At 55.7% G+C, this 18,942-nt stretch carries 20 protein-coding genes; 11 read left to right on the top strand and 9 right to left on the bottom strand.

Annotated elements, in window-relative coordinates; all coding sequences use genetic code 11:
- Window positions 1-31: 31 nt before the first annotated feature.
- Window positions 32-532 (top strand): FxsA family protein, encoded by a 501-nt coding sequence (locus AC2FIS_RS10730; protein ID WP_496773312.1) that lies wholly within the window; start codon window positions 32-34, stop codon window positions 530-532.
- Window positions 533-586: 54 nt separating this feature from the next.
- On the top strand, window positions 587-1,084 hold the full coding sequence (gene secB, locus AC2FIS_RS10725; RefSeq protein WP_496773310.1) for a protein-export chaperone SecB: 498 nt from the start codon (window positions 587-589) through the stop codon (window positions 1,082-1,084).
- Window positions 1,085-1,111: 27 nt separating this feature from the next.
- Here secB and dnaQ read toward each other — a convergent pair whose 3' ends face one another.
- The 4 genes from dnaQ to AC2FIS_RS10705 are packed head-to-tail and all read right to left on the bottom strand — an operon-like array spanning window position 1,112 to window position 3,846.
- Complete coding sequence (gene dnaQ / locus AC2FIS_RS10720; protein ID WP_496773309.1) at window positions 1,112-1,834, bottom strand: DNA polymerase III subunit epsilon; 723 nt, start codon at window positions 1,832-1,834, stop codon at window positions 1,112-1,114.
- The gene (coaE, locus tag AC2FIS_RS10715) at window positions 1,827-2,420 is read right to left on the bottom strand and encodes a dephospho-CoA kinase (RefSeq protein WP_282119800.1); all 594 of its coding nucleotides are present in this window, start codon (window positions 2,418-2,420) and stop codon (window positions 1,827-1,829) included. The genes dnaQ and coaE overlap by 8 nt, the downstream gene beginning before the upstream one ends.
- A complete protein-coding gene (locus AC2FIS_RS10710; RefSeq protein WP_496773307.1) occupies window positions 2,417-3,250 on the bottom strand; it encodes a shikimate dehydrogenase in 834 nt (277 codons plus the stop codon). Before AC2FIS_RS10710 ends, coaE begins: the two co-directional genes overlap by 4 nt.
- A complete protein-coding gene (locus tag AC2FIS_RS10705) occupies window positions 3,247-3,846 on the bottom strand; it encodes a Maf family protein (RefSeq protein ID WP_496773305.1) in 600 nt (199 codons plus the stop codon). Before AC2FIS_RS10705 ends, AC2FIS_RS10710 begins: the two co-directional genes overlap by 4 nt.
- Before the next feature lie 403 nt (window positions 3,847-4,249).
- On the opposite strand from AC2FIS_RS10705, the gene AC2FIS_RS10700 reads away from it, so the two are divergent.
- From AC2FIS_RS10700 to AC2FIS_RS10670, 7 genes are all read left to right on the top strand, one after another.
- Complete coding sequence (locus AC2FIS_RS10700; protein WP_282170586.1) at window positions 4,250-4,699, top strand: CopD family protein; 450 nt, start codon at window positions 4,250-4,252, stop codon at window positions 4,697-4,699.
- Between the two features lie 122 nt (window positions 4,700-4,821).
- Window positions 4,822-6,093 (top strand): transcription termination factor Rho, encoded by a 1,272-nt coding sequence (rho, locus tag AC2FIS_RS10695; protein WP_113791245.1) that lies wholly within the window; start codon window positions 4,822-4,824, stop codon window positions 6,091-6,093.
- Between the two features lie 30 nt (window positions 6,094-6,123).
- The gene (mnmE, locus tag AC2FIS_RS10690) at window positions 6,124-7,410 is read left to right on the top strand and encodes a tRNA uridine-5-carboxymethylaminomethyl(34) synthesis GTPase MnmE (RefSeq protein ID WP_496773303.1); all 1,287 of its coding nucleotides are present in this window, start codon (window positions 6,124-6,126) and stop codon (window positions 7,408-7,410) included.
- A gap of 12 nt (window positions 7,411-7,422) precedes the next feature.
- The gene (gene mnmG, locus AC2FIS_RS10685; protein WP_496773301.1) at window positions 7,423-9,291 is read left to right on the top strand and encodes a tRNA uridine-5-carboxymethylaminomethyl(34) synthesis enzyme MnmG; all 1,869 of its coding nucleotides are present in this window, start codon (window positions 7,423-7,425) and stop codon (window positions 9,289-9,291) included.
- A complete protein-coding gene (gene rsmG, locus AC2FIS_RS10680; RefSeq protein WP_496773300.1) occupies window positions 9,288-9,902 on the top strand; it encodes a 16S rRNA (guanine(527)-N(7))-methyltransferase RsmG in 615 nt (204 codons plus the stop codon). Before mnmG ends, rsmG begins: the two co-directional genes overlap by 4 nt.
- Complete coding sequence (locus AC2FIS_RS10675; protein ID WP_058279264.1) at window positions 9,895-10,698, top strand: ParA family protein; 804 nt, start codon at window positions 9,895-9,897, stop codon at window positions 10,696-10,698. Before rsmG ends, AC2FIS_RS10675 begins: the two co-directional genes overlap by 8 nt.
- A gap of 20 nt (window positions 10,699-10,718) precedes the next feature.
- Window positions 10,719-11,615: a ParB/RepB/Spo0J family partition protein gene (locus AC2FIS_RS10670; RefSeq protein ID WP_496773298.1), complete on the top strand. Its 897-nt coding sequence runs from the start codon at window positions 10,719-10,721 to the stop codon at window positions 11,613-11,615.
- Here the strand turns inward: AC2FIS_RS10670 and AC2FIS_RS10665 are convergent.
- The 4 genes from AC2FIS_RS10665 to rph are packed head-to-tail and all read right to left on the bottom strand — an operon-like array spanning window position 11,605 to window position 14,430.
- Complete coding sequence (locus AC2FIS_RS10665; RefSeq protein WP_282119793.1) at window positions 11,605-11,958, bottom strand: YbaN family protein; 354 nt, start codon at window positions 11,956-11,958, stop codon at window positions 11,605-11,607. The two genes, AC2FIS_RS10670 and AC2FIS_RS10665, sit on opposite strands and share 11 nt — an antisense overlap.
- A gap of 3 nt (window positions 11,959-11,961) precedes the next feature.
- The gene (hemW, locus tag AC2FIS_RS10660) at window positions 11,962-13,113 is read right to left on the bottom strand and encodes a radical SAM family heme chaperone HemW (RefSeq protein WP_496773295.1); all 1,152 of its coding nucleotides are present in this window, start codon (window positions 13,111-13,113) and stop codon (window positions 11,962-11,964) included.
- Entirely contained in the window at window positions 13,106-13,720 is a 615-nt protein-coding gene (gene rdgB / locus AC2FIS_RS10655) for an RdgB/HAM1 family non-canonical purine NTP pyrophosphatase (RefSeq protein WP_496773294.1), read from the bottom strand. Before rdgB ends, hemW begins: the two co-directional genes overlap by 8 nt.
- Window positions 13,717-14,430, bottom strand: a complete 714-nt coding sequence (gene rph / locus AC2FIS_RS10650) for a ribonuclease PH (protein WP_496773292.1) — start codon at window positions 14,428-14,430, stop codon at window positions 13,717-13,719. Before rph ends, rdgB begins: the two co-directional genes overlap by 4 nt.
- A 112-nt stretch (window positions 14,431-14,542) precedes the next feature.
- Here rph and hrcA point away from each other — a divergent pair, with 112 nt between their 5' ends.
- The gene (gene hrcA, locus AC2FIS_RS10645) at window positions 14,543-15,607 is read left to right on the top strand and encodes a heat-inducible transcriptional repressor HrcA (protein ID WP_282170592.1); all 1,065 of its coding nucleotides are present in this window, start codon (window positions 14,543-14,545) and stop codon (window positions 15,605-15,607) included.
- A gap of 10 nt (window positions 15,608-15,617) precedes the next feature.
- Window positions 15,618-16,181 carry a nucleotide exchange factor GrpE gene (locus AC2FIS_RS10640; protein ID WP_108860525.1) on the top strand — a complete coding sequence of 188 codons (564 nt, stop codon included), beginning with the start codon at window positions 15,618-15,620 and terminating at the stop codon, window positions 16,179-16,181.
- A gap of 58 nt (window positions 16,182-16,239) precedes the next feature.
- Here the strand turns inward: AC2FIS_RS10640 and mutS are convergent, their stop codons facing one another.
- Window positions 16,240-18,855 (bottom strand): DNA mismatch repair protein MutS, encoded by a 2,616-nt coding sequence (mutS, locus tag AC2FIS_RS10635; protein WP_496773350.1) that lies wholly within the window; start codon window positions 18,853-18,855, stop codon window positions 16,240-16,242.
- Window positions 18,856-18,942 lie beyond the last annotated feature (87 nt).

Below are 18,942 nucleotides of genomic sequence, written 5' to 3'. Positions count from 1 at the left end.
ACAGCCCGGCCTAAGGGAAAGGATAACGCAGATGTACTTGTTCTTGGCATTTTTGTTGGTGCCCATCATCGAGATCGCCCTGTTCATACAGGTCGGCGGCCTGATCGGACTGTGGCCGACGCTAGCGATAGTCGTTCTAACAGCCGTAATCGGCACGGTTTTGGTCAGGACACAAGGTCGCATGGCACTGGCTAACTTGCAGCGGTCCTTTGCTGAACTGGACGACCCGACCGAGCCTTTAGCCCATGGTGCCATGATCCTGCTGTCTGGTGTTTTGTTGCTGACGCCGGGGTTTTTCACCGATGCCATTGGATTTGCACTGCTTGTTCCGGGTATTCGGGTGGCCGTATTCAAATACCTGAAATCCAAGGCGACCATCACACAGTTCCAGATGGGCAGCGGCGCGCAGTTCCGCACTGGTCCCACCCCGTTTGATCAGGATGACGTGATCGACGGAGATTTTACCGAAGTTCGCCCGCGTCAGAACCCCTCAAAGCCATCCAAATGGGTCGAAGGTCCACCCCAGCATTGAGGTGCCGCGCCCAACTTGCTAAGCAGTGGCAAATTTCATTTTCGGAGTAGATCCATGGCTGACGAAAGCCCTGCAGAAAACACCGCGGCACAGACCGCCCCTCAGATCCAGATGCGCGTTCTGGGACAGTTCATTCGCGATATGTCTTTTGAAAACGTGATGGCGCAAAAAGGCGTGTCTGGCGACGTTCAGCCCGAGATTGCCGTTCAGGTGAACCTGGACGCCAAAAAGCGCCCGACCGAGCATCAGTACGAAGTTGCCGTAAAACTGAACCTGACCTCCAAAGCTAAGGGCATGGAGGACGTTCTGTTCCTGTGCGAACTGGATTATTGCGGCCTGTTCCACATCGAAGGCGTGGCAGAAGACCAGTTGCACCCGTTCCTGATGATCGAATGCCCGCGCATGCTGTTCCCGTTCCTGCGCCGCATTGTCAGCGACATCACCCGTGACGGTGGTTTCCCGCCGGTCAACCTGGACAATATCGACTTTGTTGCGCTGTACCGCAACGAGCTGATGCGCCGTCAGGCCAAAACCGAAAAAACCGAAGCCTAATCGGTACGACCCGCGCCGGGCAAGGGCTCAGGCGCGGGTCCACAGGGCGTTTTCTCCCAGTTTTTCCACAAATGTCTCATGTGCCGCGCGTTCTTCTTCGGTGATTTTCGACGCCAGCGGCGTCGGGCGCGCTGTTGGCCGCCAATCGTCCCCTCCGCCACCGGCAGATGCCGCGCTGGTGGACAGGCCAAAGTCTGGCTGTCGCCCGCCAATCAATTCCAGATACACCTCGGCCAGAATTTCCGAGTCGAGCAGCGCGCCGTGCAGCACGCGGTTCGTATTGTCGATGTTGAAACGTCGACACAACGCATCCAATGACGCGGGCGAGCCCGGAAACCGTTTACGCGCAATTACCAACGTGTCCAATGCCTGATCCATCGGCAGCTGGGGCAACCCCATCCATCTGAGTTCCGCATTCAGGAATTTCATGTCGAAGGATGCGTTGTGGATTACCAGTTTGGAATCCTGAATGAAATCAAGGAAGCCCTGACCAACCTTGGCAAAAACCGGCTTGTCTTTCAGCGTGACCTCACCCTTTTCCGGGGCGCGCGGAGTGTCCAGCAGGTCGGGACCGATACCGTGCACACCAAATGCCTCTTCGGGCATCGAACGCTCGGGGTTGATGTAGACGTGATAGGTCTCACCCGTGGCCATATGGTTCCACAGTTCGACCGCGCCGATTTCTACGATCCGGTCACCGCTTTCGGGATCAAACCCCGTGGTTTCGGTATCGAGTACAATCTCACGCATTAGCCATCCCCGCCCGTATCTGCCTGACCACATCCTGCACCTGTGCGCGGGCGTGGTCCAGTGTGTCCGTCACGATCACAAAGTCCGACCGCGCGCATTTTTCGTCATTGGGCATCTGCTTGGCGCGGATCTGTTCGAACTGCGCCTCAGTCATCGTTCCGCGCTCCATCACACGTCGCTTTTGCTCGTCCGCCGGGATCTGAACACAAGCAACCGCATCCATCGTCGCATTGCCGCCTGTTTCAAACAACAAGGGTATGTCGAAAACCAGAATGTCCGCCGTGGCGCTATCCCGAAAACCCGCCCGGTCGGCGGCCACCAAAGGGTGAACGATGCTTTCGATCACTTTCAATGCCGCCGGATCCAAGGATATGGCTTGTTTCAAGGCATCCCGGCTGACCGCGCCATCAACAATTGCCTCAGGAAACGCATCGCGCATCGTCTCTACCGCCGCACCGCCTGCAGAATAAAGCCGATGCACAGCCGCATCCGCATCCCAAAGTGCACAGCCTTCATCCACGAACATTTGCGCCGTGGTGCTTTTGCCCATTCCGATCGAGCCTGTCAGGCCAAGAGCAAAGCTCATCCCAGCACCGTGGCGCGCAACTCATCCGTAACCTCGGGCCGTTTGCCAAACCAACGCTCAAAGCCCGGAACCGCCTGGTGCAGCAACATGCCCAGACCATCGACTGTTGTGCACCCGGCCTCTTCGGCCGCTTGCAGAAGCTTGGTCTTTAAAGGCGCGTAGACAAGGTCGGTAACCACAGCGCCCGGCTGCAACCCATCCAGCGGCACACGCAATTCAGGCTGCCCCTGCATACCCAGCGATGTGGTGTTCACCACCAATTCCGCATTCTCGATCACATTGCCGGCCTTGACCCAGTCAACCACGGTTATGCGCGGCCCAAATTCTTCTTTCAATTGGTCGGCCCGGGCACGCGTGCGGTTGGTTAGCATAATCTCGGGCACTCCGGCATCTACCAGGGCCTGCAAAACGGCGCGAGCAGCCCCGCCCGCGCCGAAGACCACGGCCGGACCGTCCTGTGGGTTCCAGTCAGGCGCCCCTGCAAGCAGGTTTTCCATAAATCCGTAGCCATCGGTATTGTCTGCGTGGATCGAGCCATCGGGCTGAAAGACAAGTGTATTCGCCGCACCAATCATTGCCGCCCGATCTGACACGTGATCCGCAATCTGCAAGGCAGCTTCTTTATGGGGGACGGTTACATTTGCGCCGACATACCCGGCTTTGGGCAGGGTCCGCAGAACACTCTCCAAATCCTCAGGTGCGACGTCCATGGGGACATAGTGCCCGGCCAGCCCATAGGTCTTTAGCCAATGTCCATGCAGTTTAGGGGACTTTGAATGTCCAATCGGATGCCCAATTACGCCAGCCAAAGGAATTTGGTTATCCGTCATTGATCAATCACCCCTTTAACAGCCAGAAAATTCAGCAACTCCAACAGGGGCATACCCAAAACATTAAAATAGTCGCCGTCAATGGTCGCGAAAAGGCGCACACCTTCTTCCTCAAGCTTATAAGCCCCGACCGCATGACGAATACTGTCCCAGTTGCGGTCTACGTAGTCACGCAGATAGACATCGGAACTCATGCGCATGCGCAGACGTACCTGACCAACATGGCGCCAGATCGGCTCGCCATTCTGATAGATCACGGCCGCGGACAGCAGCATATGCCGCTTGCCTCGCATTGCCTTCAACTGCGCCAGCGCGCCTTCGGGCGTTTCTGGTTTCGACAAAAGCTGGCCATCGAAGTCCAGCACCTGATCACAACCCAGAACCATCGCGCCTGGGTTCTTGTCGCTAACCTTGCGGGCCTTCATTTCGGCCAAAGTGTCTGCGATATCCCGAGGGGGGGCGTCTTCGGCCAACAAGGCGCGTTTGGCAGTATCCTCATCCACGCGCGCGGTTTCTACCGTGAACGGCACACCCGCATTGCGCAAAAGCTGCGCGCGGATAGATGACCCCGAGGCAAGGATGATGGGGACAGACATGTGGAAAACCCCTGAGCAAATCGTTGAGCGTTCTAGGATGGTTTGTATGGTTTTCCGGTTGACACGCAACCCCGGGAATTTTGCCTGAAACTTCCCTGAGTCGTTCGAAGACCGTCCTTTTGGGACAAGGATAACTTTGCTGCGCGGGAAAACTGGGATTTCCGGTCTTACTCAACGAGTTATCCCCAGACACGCTTGAATGAAATAGAACTAAGATACTGAAATTAAAACATAAAAACTGAAATCAACAGAATCACCCAATCGCAGCACAATTCTATCCACCTGGGGAAAACACATGCGTAAAAAAGTAATCCACGGAATTTACTCACCCTACAAAACCATCATCCTTTTTCTTTTCCTATTTTTTTATTAGGGAGGGTTCCAACCAACGTCCGGAGCCAGAATGACCGATCTTCTTTTCACGATTTACCCGTGGGTGAAGTCATTGCACATCATGGCTGTGATCTCATGGATGGCAGGTTTGTTCTATTTGCCCAGACTGTACGTCTATCACGTTGAGAAAGCCCAAAAGGTCGAAGGCGCAGAAACTATCTTCTTTGAGATGGAAGAGAAGCTGCTGCGTGTGATCATGCGCCCTGCGATGTATGTAGCCTGGCTTTGCGGGTTGATCATGGTGTTCACGCCCGGCATCGTCGGGTGGGATTGGTCCTGGCCCTGGATCAAGGGTGCTGCCGTAATTGGCATGACCTGGTTCCATCATTGGTTGATGGCGAGACGTAGGGATTTCCTGGAAGGCCGAAATAAGCTCACTGGGCGGCAGTTTCGCATGATGAACGAGGTTCCGACCGTTCTGATGGTTATCATCGTTCTGGCGGTCGTTGTGAAGTTCTGAACGCCTGTTTGACTCCGACGGCCCGCGCGCTTATGTAGGGATCAACACGCCCGTCCGGGCGGCGTATCTTCCGTACTGAAATTCCACTTCGTGCCGCAATGTCAGCGGCGAAGGTATATATCATGTCCACTGAATCCCTGAATCTGGCCGACCTGAAGGCCAAAAGCCCCAAAGACCTTCTGGCGATGGCCGAAGAGCTGGAGATCGAAAACGCCTCGACCATGCGGAAAGGCGAAATGATGTTCCAGATTCTGCGCGAACGCGCGGATGAAGGCTGGACCGTTGGCGGCGACGGCGTGCTGGAAGTGCTGCAAGACGGCTTCGGCTTTCTGCGCTCGCCCGAGGCAAACTATTTGCCAGGTCCGGACGATATCTATGTCTCGCCCGACATGATCCGCCAGCATTCCTTGCGCACCGGTGATACGGTCGAAGGGGATATCAAAGCGCCTGATGATAATGAGCGTTACTTTGCGCTGATCAAGGTCACCAAGATCAACTTTGAAGAACCGGAAAAAGCCAGACACAAGATCGCGTTTGACAACCTGACGCCGCTCTATCCCGATGAACGCCTGAAGATGGAGATCGAGGATCCCACCATCAAGGACAAGTCGGCGCGTGTGATCGATCTGGTGGCCCCGATCGGTAAAGGCCAGCGATCGCTGATTGTGGCGCCGCCGCGGACCGGTAAAACGGTGATCCTGCAGAACATCGCGCATTCGATCGAACAGAACCACCCAGAGTGCTATCTGATTGTCCTGCTGATCGACGAACGCCCCGAAGAGGTGACCGACATGCAGCGTTCGGTGAAGGGGGAAGTTGTATCTTCTACCTTCGACGAACCCGCAACGCGCCACGTGGCGGTATCTGAGATGGTGATCGAAAAAGCCAAGCGTTTGGTTGAGCATAAACGAGATGTTGTTATTCTTCTTGACTCGATCACAAGACTTGGTAGGGCCTTCAACACTGTGGTGCCATCGTCGGGTAAAGTTCTGACCGGTGGTGTGGACGCGAATGCTCTGCAACGGCCCAAGCGGTTCTTTGGTGCCGCGCGGAATATCGAAGAAGGTGGCTCGCTGACCATCATTGCCACCGCGCTGATCGACACCGGCAGTCGGATGGACGAAGTTATCTTCGAAGAATTCAAAGGAACCGGTAACTCGGAAATCGTTCTGGATCGTAAGATCGCAGATAAGCGCGTGTTCCCGGCCATCGACATCCTCAAGTCCGGCACCCGGAAAGAGGAACTTTTGGTCGATAAGGGAGATCTGGCTAAGACATTCGTCTTGCGTCGTATCCTCAACCCGATGGGCACGACCGACGCGGTCGAGTTCCTGTTGTCCAAGTTGAAACAGACCAAGACGAACGGCGAGTTCTTCGATTCGATGAACACCTGACACAGGTCTTAAACGACGCGAGGCCTTCGAATGGATACGATATTCGCCTTGGCCAGCGCGCAAGGCAAAGCCGGGGTGGCGGTCATCCGCCTCTCGGGACCACACGCGCATTCCGCAGCTGCCAGCTTAACCGGAAGCCCGCTGCCGCCTCGTGGCATGTGGGTCCGGTCGTTACATGCCGCGGATGGCGCACGGTTGGATGACGGGCTGGTTCTGACCTTTCAGGCCCCGGCCAGTTTTACCGGCGAAGACGTGGCCGAACTGCAGATCCATGGCAGCACCGCTTCGGTGAACGCAGTGATGCGGTGCCTGTCCGATATGGACGGGCTACGACTGGCCGAACCCGGAGAGTTCACACGCAGGGCGCTGGAAAACGGTAAGATGGACCTGACACAGGTCGAAGGTCTTGCTGATCTGATTGATGCGGAAACTGAGGCGCAGCGCAAACAAGCACAGACTATTTTGGCTGGTGATTTGGGTGTTTTGGCGGAACGGTGGCGACGCGATCTGATCCGCGCTGCATCCTTGCTGGAAGCTGTCATTGATTTCGCGGATGAGGACGTCCCAACAGACGTCACGCCCGAGGTAAAATCTCTTGTGACCGGCGTTATGGCTGATCTGCAACGTGAAGCAGATGGCGTAAAGATCGCAGAGCGCATTCGAACAGGGTTTGAAGTCGCGATTGTTGGTCTTCCAAATGCCGGAAAATCAACCTTGCTAAATGCTCTGGCAGGGCGAGAGGCGGCGATTACTTCGGAATATGCCGGAACTACTCGCGATGTGATCGAGGTTCGAATGGACCTTGCAGGACTTCCGGTCACGTTGCTGGACACCGCAGGATTGCGGGAAACCGAGGATCACGTGGAAAGCTTGGGAATTGAACTGGCAAGAAAGCGGGCGGATTCAGCTGATCTGCGCGTGTTCCTGACGGATGACCCGAAGGACCTGGGTGTTCAGATGGTGAATGGCGATATACAGGTTTTGCCAAAATCTGATCTTCGAGATCCGTGCGAAGGTGGAATATCCGGAAAAACCGGGCAGGGTATCGATCAACTTATTTCCCAGATTTCGGATGTACTTGGTACCCGAACCACAAGCAATGGTATTGCGACACGGGAAAGGCACCGGGTTGCTTTGATCAAATCGCGGGAATCCCTGAGTTCTGCTATGGCGGTTCTGGAATCGGGTCCAGACCTGTATGATATTGCAGCAGAAGAATTACGCACGGCAATCCGTGCCCTAGAAACCTTGGTTGGCAGGATCGGTGTTGAAGACCTTTTGGATGAGATCTTCTCGAGTTTCTGCCTGGGTAAGTAAGGAGTGTTTCACGTGAAACATTCAGATTTTGACGTGATTGTAATTGGCGCAGGCCATGCGGGTACAGAAGCAGCTCATGCGGCAGCGCGTATGGGCGTCAAGACGGCACTGGTTACATTGTCCGCATCAGATATAGGTGTCATGTCCTGCAACCCAGCAATTGGTGGGCTGGGTAAAGGCCATTTGGTCCGTGAAATTGATGCCCTGGACGGGGTCATGGGGCATGTTGCCGATCAGGCCGGCATTCAATTCCGCTTGCTTAATCGACGTAAGGGGCCAGCTGTTCAAGGCCCCAGAACGCAGGCAGATCGTGCGCTGTACCGCGCGGCCATGCAGAAAGAGACAGAAAAACAGCCAAATCTGTTCGTCGTTACTGGGGAAGTTGTCGATTTTCTGATGGACGGGAACCAAGTTTCCGGTGTGAAGCTGGCTGACAGTTCTGAAATCAAGAGTAAAACGGTTATCCTGACGTCGGGGACCTTCTTGCGCGGTGTCATTCATATTGGGGATGTATCTCGGCCTGGCGGCCGTATGGGTGATCGCCCGTCAGTCAAATTGGCAGAACGGCTCGACAGTTTCGAGCTACCTTTGGGGCGTTTGAAAACAGGAACACCGCCGCGGTTGGATGGTCGGACGATTGATTGGAGTGGTCTGGAACAGCAAGATGGGGATGATGACCCGACCTTGTTTTCATTCCTGTCAACAAAGGTGATTGCCCCTCAGATTTCCTGCGGAATCACGCATACCAACGCGCGAACGCACGAAATCATTGAAAAAAACTTGTCTCGATCGGCGATGTATGGCGGACATATTGATGGGGTGGGCCCCAGGTATTGCCCATCCATCGAGGATAAGATCGTTCGCTTTGCCGATAAGGAATCACATCAGATTTTCCTGGAACCCGAAGGCGTCGGTGATCACACGATCTATCCGAATGGGATTTCGACCTCTTTGCCTCAGGACGTACAGCTTGAATATGTGCATTCAATCAAAGGTCTTGAGGCGGCAGAGATCCTGCAGCCTGGTTATGCGATTGAGTATGACTATGTGGATCCGCGTGTTCTAACATCGACTCTCGCGCTTCCAGATGTCGAAGGACTGTATCTAGCGGGGCAAATAAATGGAACCACAGGATATGAGGAAGCAGCTGCGCAAGGTTTGGTTGCGGGGTTAAATGCTGCGCTAAGGGTGCTTGGCCGGGAACCGCTGCATTTTACACGTGCTGACAGCTATATCGGCGTGATGATCGACGACCTGACAACACGCGGTGTTGTCGAACCTTATCGCATGTTCACATCACGCGCAGAATTCCGTTTGTCACTACGTGCGGATAATGCAGACCAGCGCCTCACGCCAATTGGGTTGGATATCGGCTGTGTTGGCGATGAGCGGAGCGGCGTGTTTTCCAACAAGATGGAGAGGTTGTCCGCCGCAAAGTGCCAGCTGACAGAAAAAACCTTTACTCCTAAAGAAGTTCGGGCAGCTGGTATTAATGTTAATCAAGATGGAAACCGCAGGGACGGGATGGCTATTCTGGCGTTCCCGGATGTTCACTTTGGTGATCTTGTTCCCCTGATGCCCGAGATTGAGAGTGTTGAGGAGGAGATCCGTCTGCAAGTAGAGCGGGACGCTTTGTACGCAAACTATATTGCCCGACAACAAAAAGATGTTGAGGCGATGAAACGCGATGAATCTTATGAGATTCCACGGGGTTTCGACTACTTTGCGATGGAAGGGCTGTCTTCCGAGATGAAGCAAAAGCTTTCAAATGCAAAGCCCGAGAACATTGCACAGGCGGGACGCGTTGAAGGGGTTACTCCCGCGGCGCTTACGCTGCTTTTGGCTAAGCTTCGTCGCGATCAGAAGGTCCGTAGGGTATGAATGGGGCCATTATTGATGATTTGGATGTTTCACGTGAAACATTCGAGCGCCTCACAACGTATGTGGAGCTTGTGAAGCGGTGGAACCCAAAAATCAATCTTGTTTCACGGAAAAGCTTGGATGACATCTGGATTCGACACATAAAAGATTCCGTACAAGTTTATAGATGCGCAGGCCCATTCGAAAACTGGGTGGATTTGGGTAGTGGAGGCGGATTCCCCGGGATGGTTTGTGCCATAATGGCCATTGAAGACGTACCAGATGCCCAGTTCACCTTTATTGAAAGTGACCAACGAAAGTCTGCCTTTCTGCGCAACGTTGCACGTGAGTGCGGCGCAAAATGCACAGTTATTTCCAAGCGAATCGAAGTGGTTGAACCGTTGAGCGCAGATGTTGTTTCTGCACGGGCTCTTGCTGATCTTCCTACGCTATTGTCCTTTTGCGACAGACATTTGAGCAAAAAGGGGCTGGCGCTGTTGCCGAAAGGCGAAAGGTGGAAAAAAGAGCTGGAAGAGGCGCAGGAAGAATGGAATTTCGACGTTGACCCGATTACAAGTTTAACTGAGCCTCAGGCCGTTATCCTTAAAATCAAAGGAGTATCACGTGGTTGATTTGTCTCGTCCCTCAGGGCCCCGGATTATTGCGGTAGCCAATCAGAAGGGCGGGGTTGGGAAAACCACAACGGCGATCAACCTTGCGGCCGGTCTGGCCGAGGCTGGATGCAAAGTGCTGGTTGTCGATCTTGATCCTCAGGGGAACGCGTCCACCGGATTGGGGGTCGAAGATCGGGATTGGACGACGTATGACCTGATACTGGATGATGCCCCTTTAGAGGCGGTTGTTCAGGAAACCGAAATCGAGGGGTTGTTTGTTGTCCCGGCGACGGTTGATCTAAGCTCGGCGGATATTGAGCTGATATCCAATGAAAAACGCAGCTATCTGTTGCATGACGCACTGCGTCAAACTGCAATCGACAAATTTGACCTGGATTTTGTGCTAATCGATTGTCCACCTTCGCTAAATCTTCTGACTGTCAACGCTATGGTCGCTGCACATTCTGTCCTGGTTCCGTTGCAGAGTGAGTTCTTTGCGCTGGAAGGATTGTCGCAACTGATGCTGACCATCCGAGAGGTGCGCCAAACCGCGAATCCGGACCTCAGAATCGAAGGTGTTGTGTTGACCATGTATGACAATCGCAACAACTTGTCCCGTCAGGTCGAAAAAGACGCGCGTGACAATCTGGGTGAGATGGTATTTAAAACCAAGATACCCAGAAATGTACGGGTCAGCGAGGCTCCGTCTTACGCGTTGCCCGTATTGCAATACGACTCGGGATCACTGGGGGCGATGGCTTACCGGCACCTGGCCCGGGAAGTCATGCACAAGAACAAGAAAGTCGCCGCCTAAGCGACAGTGAGGAGGGCACCGTGGCCGCCAAAAAAGCAAAACCCAGAGGTTTGGGCCGGGGACTTTCCGCTTTGATGGCGGATGTGACGCAGGATACCGAAGGGCTTATTTCCTCGGACCCGCGCCGTCCGGATATGAAAGTTCCGATTGAAAAGCTGCGCGCAAACCCGAACCAGCCGCGCAGAACCTTCCAGCCGGATCGACTGGATGAACTTGCCGCCTCGGTCAAGGAAAAGGGCATCATTCAACCGCTGATCGTGCGTGAGGTTCGTGGCGGCGATTATGAAATCGTGGCAGGCGAACGCCGCTGGCGTGCGGCTCAGATGGCGCAGCTGCATGATATCCCGGTTATCGTGCGGGATTTTGACGACACCGAAGTTCTGGAAGTCGCCATTATCGAGAATATTCAACGCGCAGACCTGAATGCTGTCGAAGAGGCCGCGGGTTACAAGCAGTTGATGGACCGTTTTGGCCATACACAGGAAAAGCTGGCCGAAGCATTGGGCAAAAGCCGCAGCCATATTGCGAACCTTTTGCGTTTGCTGTCGTTGCCGATGGACGTTCAGAAACTTGTTGTTGAAGGAAAACTGTCTGCCGGTCACGCCCGGGCTCTGATTACGGCTGAAGACCCTTCTGAGCTGGCGAAGATCGTCGTCAAGGACGGGCTAAGCGTGCGTGCGACCGAAGCGCTGGTGAAAAAACAACAGCAGGGGGATGCTCCTCAGGCGGCGCCGCGATCCAGAAATCTGAATGCTGGCAAGGATGCGGATACGCGCGCGCTGGAGAAGGATCTTTCGGCCATTCTGGCGATGAAAGTAGCCATCAACCACAAAGCGGGATCGGAAACGGGGCAGGTCGTGCTGACCTACGAAAACCTCGATCAATTGGACGATCTGTGCGCCAAGCTCAGCCGTTAGGGCGGGTCCAGATAAAAATCATCACGCAGCTGAGGACAACTGCCTGAATGATCAGGACGTGGCTTGGAAGTGCAAGAATGACAGACAATCCAAAAACGGCGGCAACCGACAGGGTGGCCGCCTTTTTTGCGGCCGGACGAATGGCGCCCGAGCGTTGCCAATCCAAGATCATCGGCCCGAAGGTTCCATGACTGACCAACCAAGTGTGCAGTCGGGATGAGGATCGGGCAAAAAAGAACGCGGCGAGCAAAAGAAACGGGACCGTCGGCAGCAGTGGCAAGACAATGCCGACAACAGCCAACCCGACGCAGATCAATCCCATTGCGGCCCAGAGGTACTGCATCGTTTATCCCAATAACTCTCGAATGACCGCATTCAGGACTGCTCGACCATCTTTGGTGGCGATCAATCGGCCGTTTGACCGGCGTATCATACCCAGCTCTTCCAGGTCTCTCAGTTTGGTTTCTGGCAGTGTGAGATCAGAAAGCGCATTGAAACGATCAACATCTAGTCCATCGGTAATTCTCATACCCATCATAAGGTATTCACTTGCCTGATCTTGCGTAGATAGCAATGATCTTTCTTTCTCGCCATTTCCTTTGTCGATAGCACTGAGCCAGGCATTGGGTGACAGATAGGTTTCTGTCGCTATCTTCTGGCCGTCCAGCGTAATACGCCCGTGTGCGCCGGGGCCGATACCGACGTAATCTCCGTAACGCCAATAGATCAGGTTGTGCCGGGATTCTGCCCCTGGACGGGCATGGTTGGAAACCTCATAGGCGGGCAGGCCGTGGGCTTCGCAGATCTCTTGTGTGGCCAGATACATGTCGGCGGCGTGGTCATCCTCGGGTAGTCCACGCAGCTTGCCGACGGCATATCGGTCCCCAAAGGCGGTGCCTTCTTCGATCGTCAGTTGATAGAGCGAGAGGTGATCGATGGCCATCGACAGCGCCTCGGTCAGCTCCGCTTTCCAAGCCTCCGGGGCTTGATGCTGACGCGCGTAAATCATATCAAAGCTGACGCGGTCAAAGCAGTTGCGGGCGATGTCAAAGGCGGCGCGGGCCTCGGCGACCGTGTGGATACGACCCAACCGGCGCAGGTCTTCGTCATTCAGGGCCTGAACGCCCATGGAAACGCGGTTCACGCCCGCATCGCGATAGGCGGCAAACCGGCCTGCCTCGACCGATCCGGGGTTGGCCTCAAGTGTGACTTCCATGTCATTTGCAGGGCGCCAGAGCTTGCGCGCCTCGTCGATAATGGCTGCCACCGTTTCTGGTGCCATAAGGGACGGCGTGCCGCCACCAAAGAAGATCGTGTTTAAAACCCGATCAGGGGTTTCAGATGCCGAGCGGTGCAGTTCAGACAGATACGACCTAAGCCATTGTTTTTGATTTATATTTTTGGAAACATGGCTGTTGAAATCGCAATAGGGGCACTTAGCCTCGCAAAAAGGCCAGTGCACATAGAGGCCGAAGCCTCCATGCCGCCAGTCATCCACCGAAACAGCCTTGAACAAAGGCGTTTACGGCGCGTCCGCGATGGCTGATTTTGTGCTTTTCCGCCGGAACCATTTCCGCACAGGTCAAATCGTGCCCGTCCGGTTGGAACATCGGGTCATAACCGAAGCCGTTTTCCCCACGGATGGGCCAGACAAGCTGACCGGGCATGACACCCTCAAACACTTCGTCGTGACCATCGGGCCAGGCCAGAACCAGCGTGCAGCGAAATTGTGCAGTGCGGGGATGAGGCGCCTGTACGGCCTCAAGCTCATCATGTGCGCGAGTCATCGCCATCAGGAAATCGCGGCCATTGCCGGTTTCAGCCCAATCGGCAGTGTAAACACCAGGAGCGCCATTCAGTGCGTCAATGGTTATCCCGGAATCGTCCGACAGGGCAGGCAGGCCGGTGGCTTGTGCTGCCGCATGGGCCTTGATCCGGGCGTTACCGACGAATGTATCTTCGGTTTCTTCCGGTTCCGGCAGGTTCATCTCTGCCGCGCCAACAACCTTCACGCCGAAGGCCTCAAGGAGATGGGTCATCTCCTCAAGCTTGCCTTTGTTGTGCGTGGCCACCAGCAGCCTGTCGCCGTCGAACTTGCGGGTCATGCGGTGGCTGCCTTTTGGGCCGCAACCAGCTCACCCACGCCTTTTTCTGCCAGATCCATCAGCTGGTTCATTTGATCACGGCTGAAAACGGAGCCCTCGGCGCTCATCTGCACTTCGATCAGTTTGCCGGATCCGGTCATGATGAAGTTGCCATCCACGCCGGCTTCGCTGTCTTCGGGATAGTCCAGATCCAGGACCGGTTGGCCCGCGTAGATGCCGCAGGATACGGCCGCTACGGGATCGACCAACGGGTCGGAAATGACGCCCCCGGTTTTCATCAGCTTGTTCACTGCCAGACGCAGCGCCACCCAACCACCGGTGATCGAGGCGCAGCGGGTGCCGCCATCAGCCTGGATAACATCGCAGTCCACGGTGATCTGACGCTCACCCAATGCAACCCGATCCACACCGGCGCGCAGCGAGCGACCGATCAGGCGTTGAATTTCTACTGTACGGCCACCTTGCTTGCCGCTGGCCGCCTCGCGCCGCATGCGGGTGTTTGTTGCGCGGGGCAACATACCGTATTCGGCAGTGACCCAACCTAAGCCCGAGCCCTTGATGAACGGTGGCACGCGATCCTCAATCGTGGCGGTGCACAGGACATGGGTATCGCCTATTTTGATCAGGCAGGAACCTTCGGCATGTTTGGTAAAGCCCGTTTCAATTGAAACGGCGCGCATTTCGCTTAAATCTCGTCCTGACGGTCGCATGGAAAATCCTTTGTTTGCTGGGTTGGGGATAACGTCCCCGTGCCTTAGGATGCAACCCCGATTGACCTTTCAGATGTCTGCGATTTAATGCCGATCCAGCAGAGGATTGCCGATGAGCAAAGCAAGTAGAGTTCTGGACGAAATGAATGACCGGTCACGCGAGGTGTTCCGGTTGATCGTCGAGAGCTATCTGGACAGCGGCGAACCGGTCGGAAGCCGCTCGCTGACCCGCACATTGTCGGAAAAGGTCAGCGCCGCCACCGTACGCAATGTAATGCAGGATCTCGAATTTTTGGGTCTTCTCGACAGCCCGCATGTCAGTGCAGGTCGGGTGCCCACGCAGATGGGTCTGCGGATGTTCGTCGATGGGTTGCTGGAAGTGGGTGATCTTGGTGTAGACGATCGGCAGAAGTTGGATGAAACACTAGGCTCTAACGCGGGTGATGTGGGCGGGATGCTGGACCGAGTTGGTTCGGCCTTGTCACACGTGACACATGGCGCATCGCTGGTTCTGACCCCCAAGCAAGAGTCTGAGATCAAGCATATTGAGTTCGTCTCGCTGGCCCATGACCGCGCTTTGGTGGTTCTGGTCTTTGCGGATGGGCACGTGGAAAACCGTCTGTTTACGCCTCCGCCGGGCCAAACGCCCAGTTCGATGCGCGAGGCGGCGAATTTTCTGAATTCCCTGATCGAAGGAAGAACGCTCAGCGAAGTGCTGCGTCAGATGCAGACCCAGATTACCGCGCGCAGGCAGGAAATTGATGTTTTAGCCCGCGAGATGGTCGAAAGCGGTATGGCGGCCTGGGATGGGGATGGAACCGACTCGGCACGTTTGATCGTGCGTGGGCGGGCGAATCTGCTGGGGGAGCCCGGTGAAGCCGAGGAATTGGACCGAATCCGAACGTTGTTTGACGACCTGGAGCGTAAGCAGGACATTGCTGAATTCCTCGAATTGACCGAAGAAGGTGAGGGCGTGCGCATTTTTATCGGCTCTGAGAACAAACTTTTCTCACTTTCGGGTTCCTCTTTGGTGGTGTCTCCATATATGAACGCTGATCGAAAGATAATTGGTGCGGTTGGGGTCATCGGGCCCACACGTCTGAACTATGGACGGATCGTGCCGATCGTGGATTATACGGCGCAACTGGTCGGCAAATTGATTTCCGACCGGAGCTAGAGGGTAAGAGATGGCAGAGCCCAAGAACGAAGAATTTCTGGACGATATTGCAGCCGCCGAGGCGGAAGAGCTGGCCGAGGAATTTGCTGAGATCAGTGAAGAAGCGCTGGAAATTGATGCGCTACGCGCTGAGCGGGACGATTTCAAAGACAAGTTCATGCGCGCGCTGGCGGATGCGGAAAACGCGCGCAAGCGTGGCGACAGAGCGCGCCGCGATGCGGAACAATATGGCGGATCGAAACTGGCCCGCGACATGCTGCCGGTTTACGACAACATGAAACGTGCGCTTGAAGCCGCGACCGATGAGCAGAAAGAAGTGGCAGGACCCCTTCTGGAAGGCGTGGAACTGACCATGCGTGCGCTGAAGGACGTGTTCCAAAAGCATGGGATGGAAGTGATCACGCCCGAAGTTGGCGACCGGTTTGATCCCAACGTGCACGAAGCGATGTTCGAGGCCCCGGTGCCGGGTACCCGTGCAGGTGACATAATACAGGTGTCCGCAGAAGGCTTCATGTTACATGATCGCCTGCTGCGGCCGGCGCAGGTTGGTGTGTCGTCTACTCCGGCAAGTTAATTGGCTTCGTTGAAGCCAAGCCTTGGGCGAGAGTATTTTTGAAAAGATGAAGGGGCGGTCAGGTTTTGGCCGCCTCTTTCAGTTTGTAGATCAGGTCTAGCGCTTCTCGCGGGGTAAGCTCATCCGGCAGAATATCGTCCAGCATGCCGGTTACCGGAGAAGCTTTGGGCGCTGGTGGTGGCGGTGGCGGGGCGGCTGAAAACAAAGGCAGATCGTCGATCAGGGTCTTTTGCTTCTCCCCTTCACGTTCGGTTTTTTCAAGTTGGTCCAGCACGATACGAGCACGTTCAACGACTGAAGCTGGCAGTCCTGCCAATTGGGCGACCTGGACACCATAGGACCTGTCAGCCGCGCCTTTGTGGACTTCGTGCAGGAAGATCACCTCGCCTTCCCATTCTTTGACAGCAACGGTGGCGTTTTCCACGCCTTCCAGTTTGCCGGCAAGTGCGGTGAGTTCATGGTAATGGGTTGCGAACAGGGCGCGGCATTTGTTGGAGGCGTGCAGATGTTCCAGCGTGGCCCAGGCGATGGACAGGCCATCATAGGTGGCCGTGCCGCGGCCGATTTCGTCAAGAATGACAAGGGCGCGGTCATCGGCCTGATTCAGGATGGCGGCGGTTTCGACCATTTCAACCATAAAGGTCGAGCGTCCGCGGGCCAGATCGTCAGAGGCACCAACGCGGCTGAACAGTTGACTGACAAGCCCGACATGCGCCTGTTCCGCAGGCACGTAACTGCCCATCTGGGCCAGCAAGGCAATCAGGGCATTCTGGCGCAAGAAGGTCGATTTACCGGCCATGTTGGGACCGGTCAGCAGCCAGATCGCTGCGCCTTTGTCAGCGCTGAGATCGCAGTCATTGGCAACGAAAGCGTCGCCGTTTTGCTGGCGCAATGCCTGTTCGACGACCGGATGCCTGCCGCCCTGAACGTCGAAGGCGCGCGAGGCATCGACTTGTGGGCGGCACCAATTTTCACCACGCGCCAGATCGGCCAGAGCAGTGGTCAGATCCAGTTCAGCCAAACCGCGCGCGGCTTGGTTGAGCCGTGCGGCCTTATCCAGAATTTCACCAGAAAGCCTTGCATAGAGCCGCTTTTCTACCTCAAGTGCCAAGTTTCCGGCGTTTAGAATGCGGGTCTCGATCTCGGACAGCTCCACTGTCGTGAACCGGACTTGGTTGGCGGTTGTTTGGCGGTGGATATAGGTCTCCGAAAATGGAAGATTCAGCATTTTCTCGGCATGGGTAGCCGTTGTTTCGATGAAATAGCCCAGCACATTGTTGTGCTTGATCTTAAGCGACGTGATGCCGGTGTGTTCTGCATATTTCTGCTGAAACCCGGCAATGACGGAACGACCTTCGTCGCGTAGGGTGCGGGCTTCGTCCAGTTCGGCATCATAACCTGGGGCGATGAACCCGCCATCCCGGGCCAGCAATGGGGGTTCGGCCACAAGCGCTTCGTCAAGCAGGTTCAGCAGGTCGTCAAATCCGACCAGATTTTGCAGGGCGGTGGCTAGGACAACCGGCAGGTCTTGACTCGCGCAGAGTTCAGCGATTGCGGCGGCCTGTGTCAGGCCGTTGCGAATGGCGGTCAGATCCCGCGGGCCACCCCGATCCAGTGACAGGCGGGACAGCGCCCGATCCAGATCTGGGGTTTTGCGCAAAGCCTCGCGCAGGTCTGATGTGATCAGGCTGTCTTCGGCCGCAAAAGTTACAGCATCCAGCCGCCCATGGATGACATCCAGATTGCGGGATGGGCTGGAAAGTCGTTGATCCAATAGCCTTGCGCCACCCGGTGTGACAGTACGATCCATCACAGATAGCAGCGAACCAGCGCGGCCACCGGACAGGGATCGGGTCAGTTCCAGATTGCGCCGTGTGGCGGCGTCGATCTGAACGACTCGGTCCTCGGATTCTTTCAATGGCGTTTGCAGAAGTGGCAGTTTACCCTTTTGCGTGATTTCCAGATAGTCGATCAGTGCGCCCATGGCGGAAATCTCAGCTCGGCCGAAACTGCCAAACGCGTCCAGTGCGCCCACGTGAAACAGCCCGCAGATGCGCTTTTCCGCCGCAGTGCTGTCGAAGCTGGCACGCCCGATTGGGGTCAGCGAGATACCCAGATCCATAACGGGTTCGTTCAGTTTGTCCTGCACACCATCGGCCACGATCAACTCGGATGGTGCCAACCGGGCCAGTTCGGGACTGAGGCGCACTGAGGTCAAAGGCATCACGTGAAACGCGCCAGTTGAGATATCGGCCCAAGCCAGCGCGGCCTCATCGCGAACCTCGGCATAGGCGGCCAAGAAGTTGTGGCGGCGAGCCTCAAGCAGGGCATCTTCGGTCAACGTGCCAGGTGTCACAAGACGCACAACATCGCGTCTTACGACTGATTTAGAGCCTCTTTTCTTGGCTTCAGCCGGGCTTTCCATCTGTTCGCAGACGGCCACGCGAAACCCTTTCCGGATCAGTGTCAGTAGATACCCCTCGGCCGCATGGACGGGTACGCCGCACATCGGAATGTCGGTGTCGTTGTGCTTTCCGCGTTTGGTCAGGGCGATGTCCAGCGCTTCGGCGGCGTTGACGGCGTCCTGAAAGAACATCTCGTAAAAGTCGCCCATGCGGTAAAACAGCAAGGCATCGGCATGCGCCTCTTTGATTTCGAGATATTGCGCCATCATCGGCGTGACTGTGGACAAGGCTGACCCCTTTTGGCGTATTCCGGTCGCGACCTTACAAATCCACCCATCTCGACGAAAGGTGAAAAG

Source organism: Ruegeria sp. CDSB113, from assembly GCF_059611045.1.
Note: the sequence above shows the minus strand (reverse complement) of the source record. Positions and strands in the feature narration are given on the sequence as shown.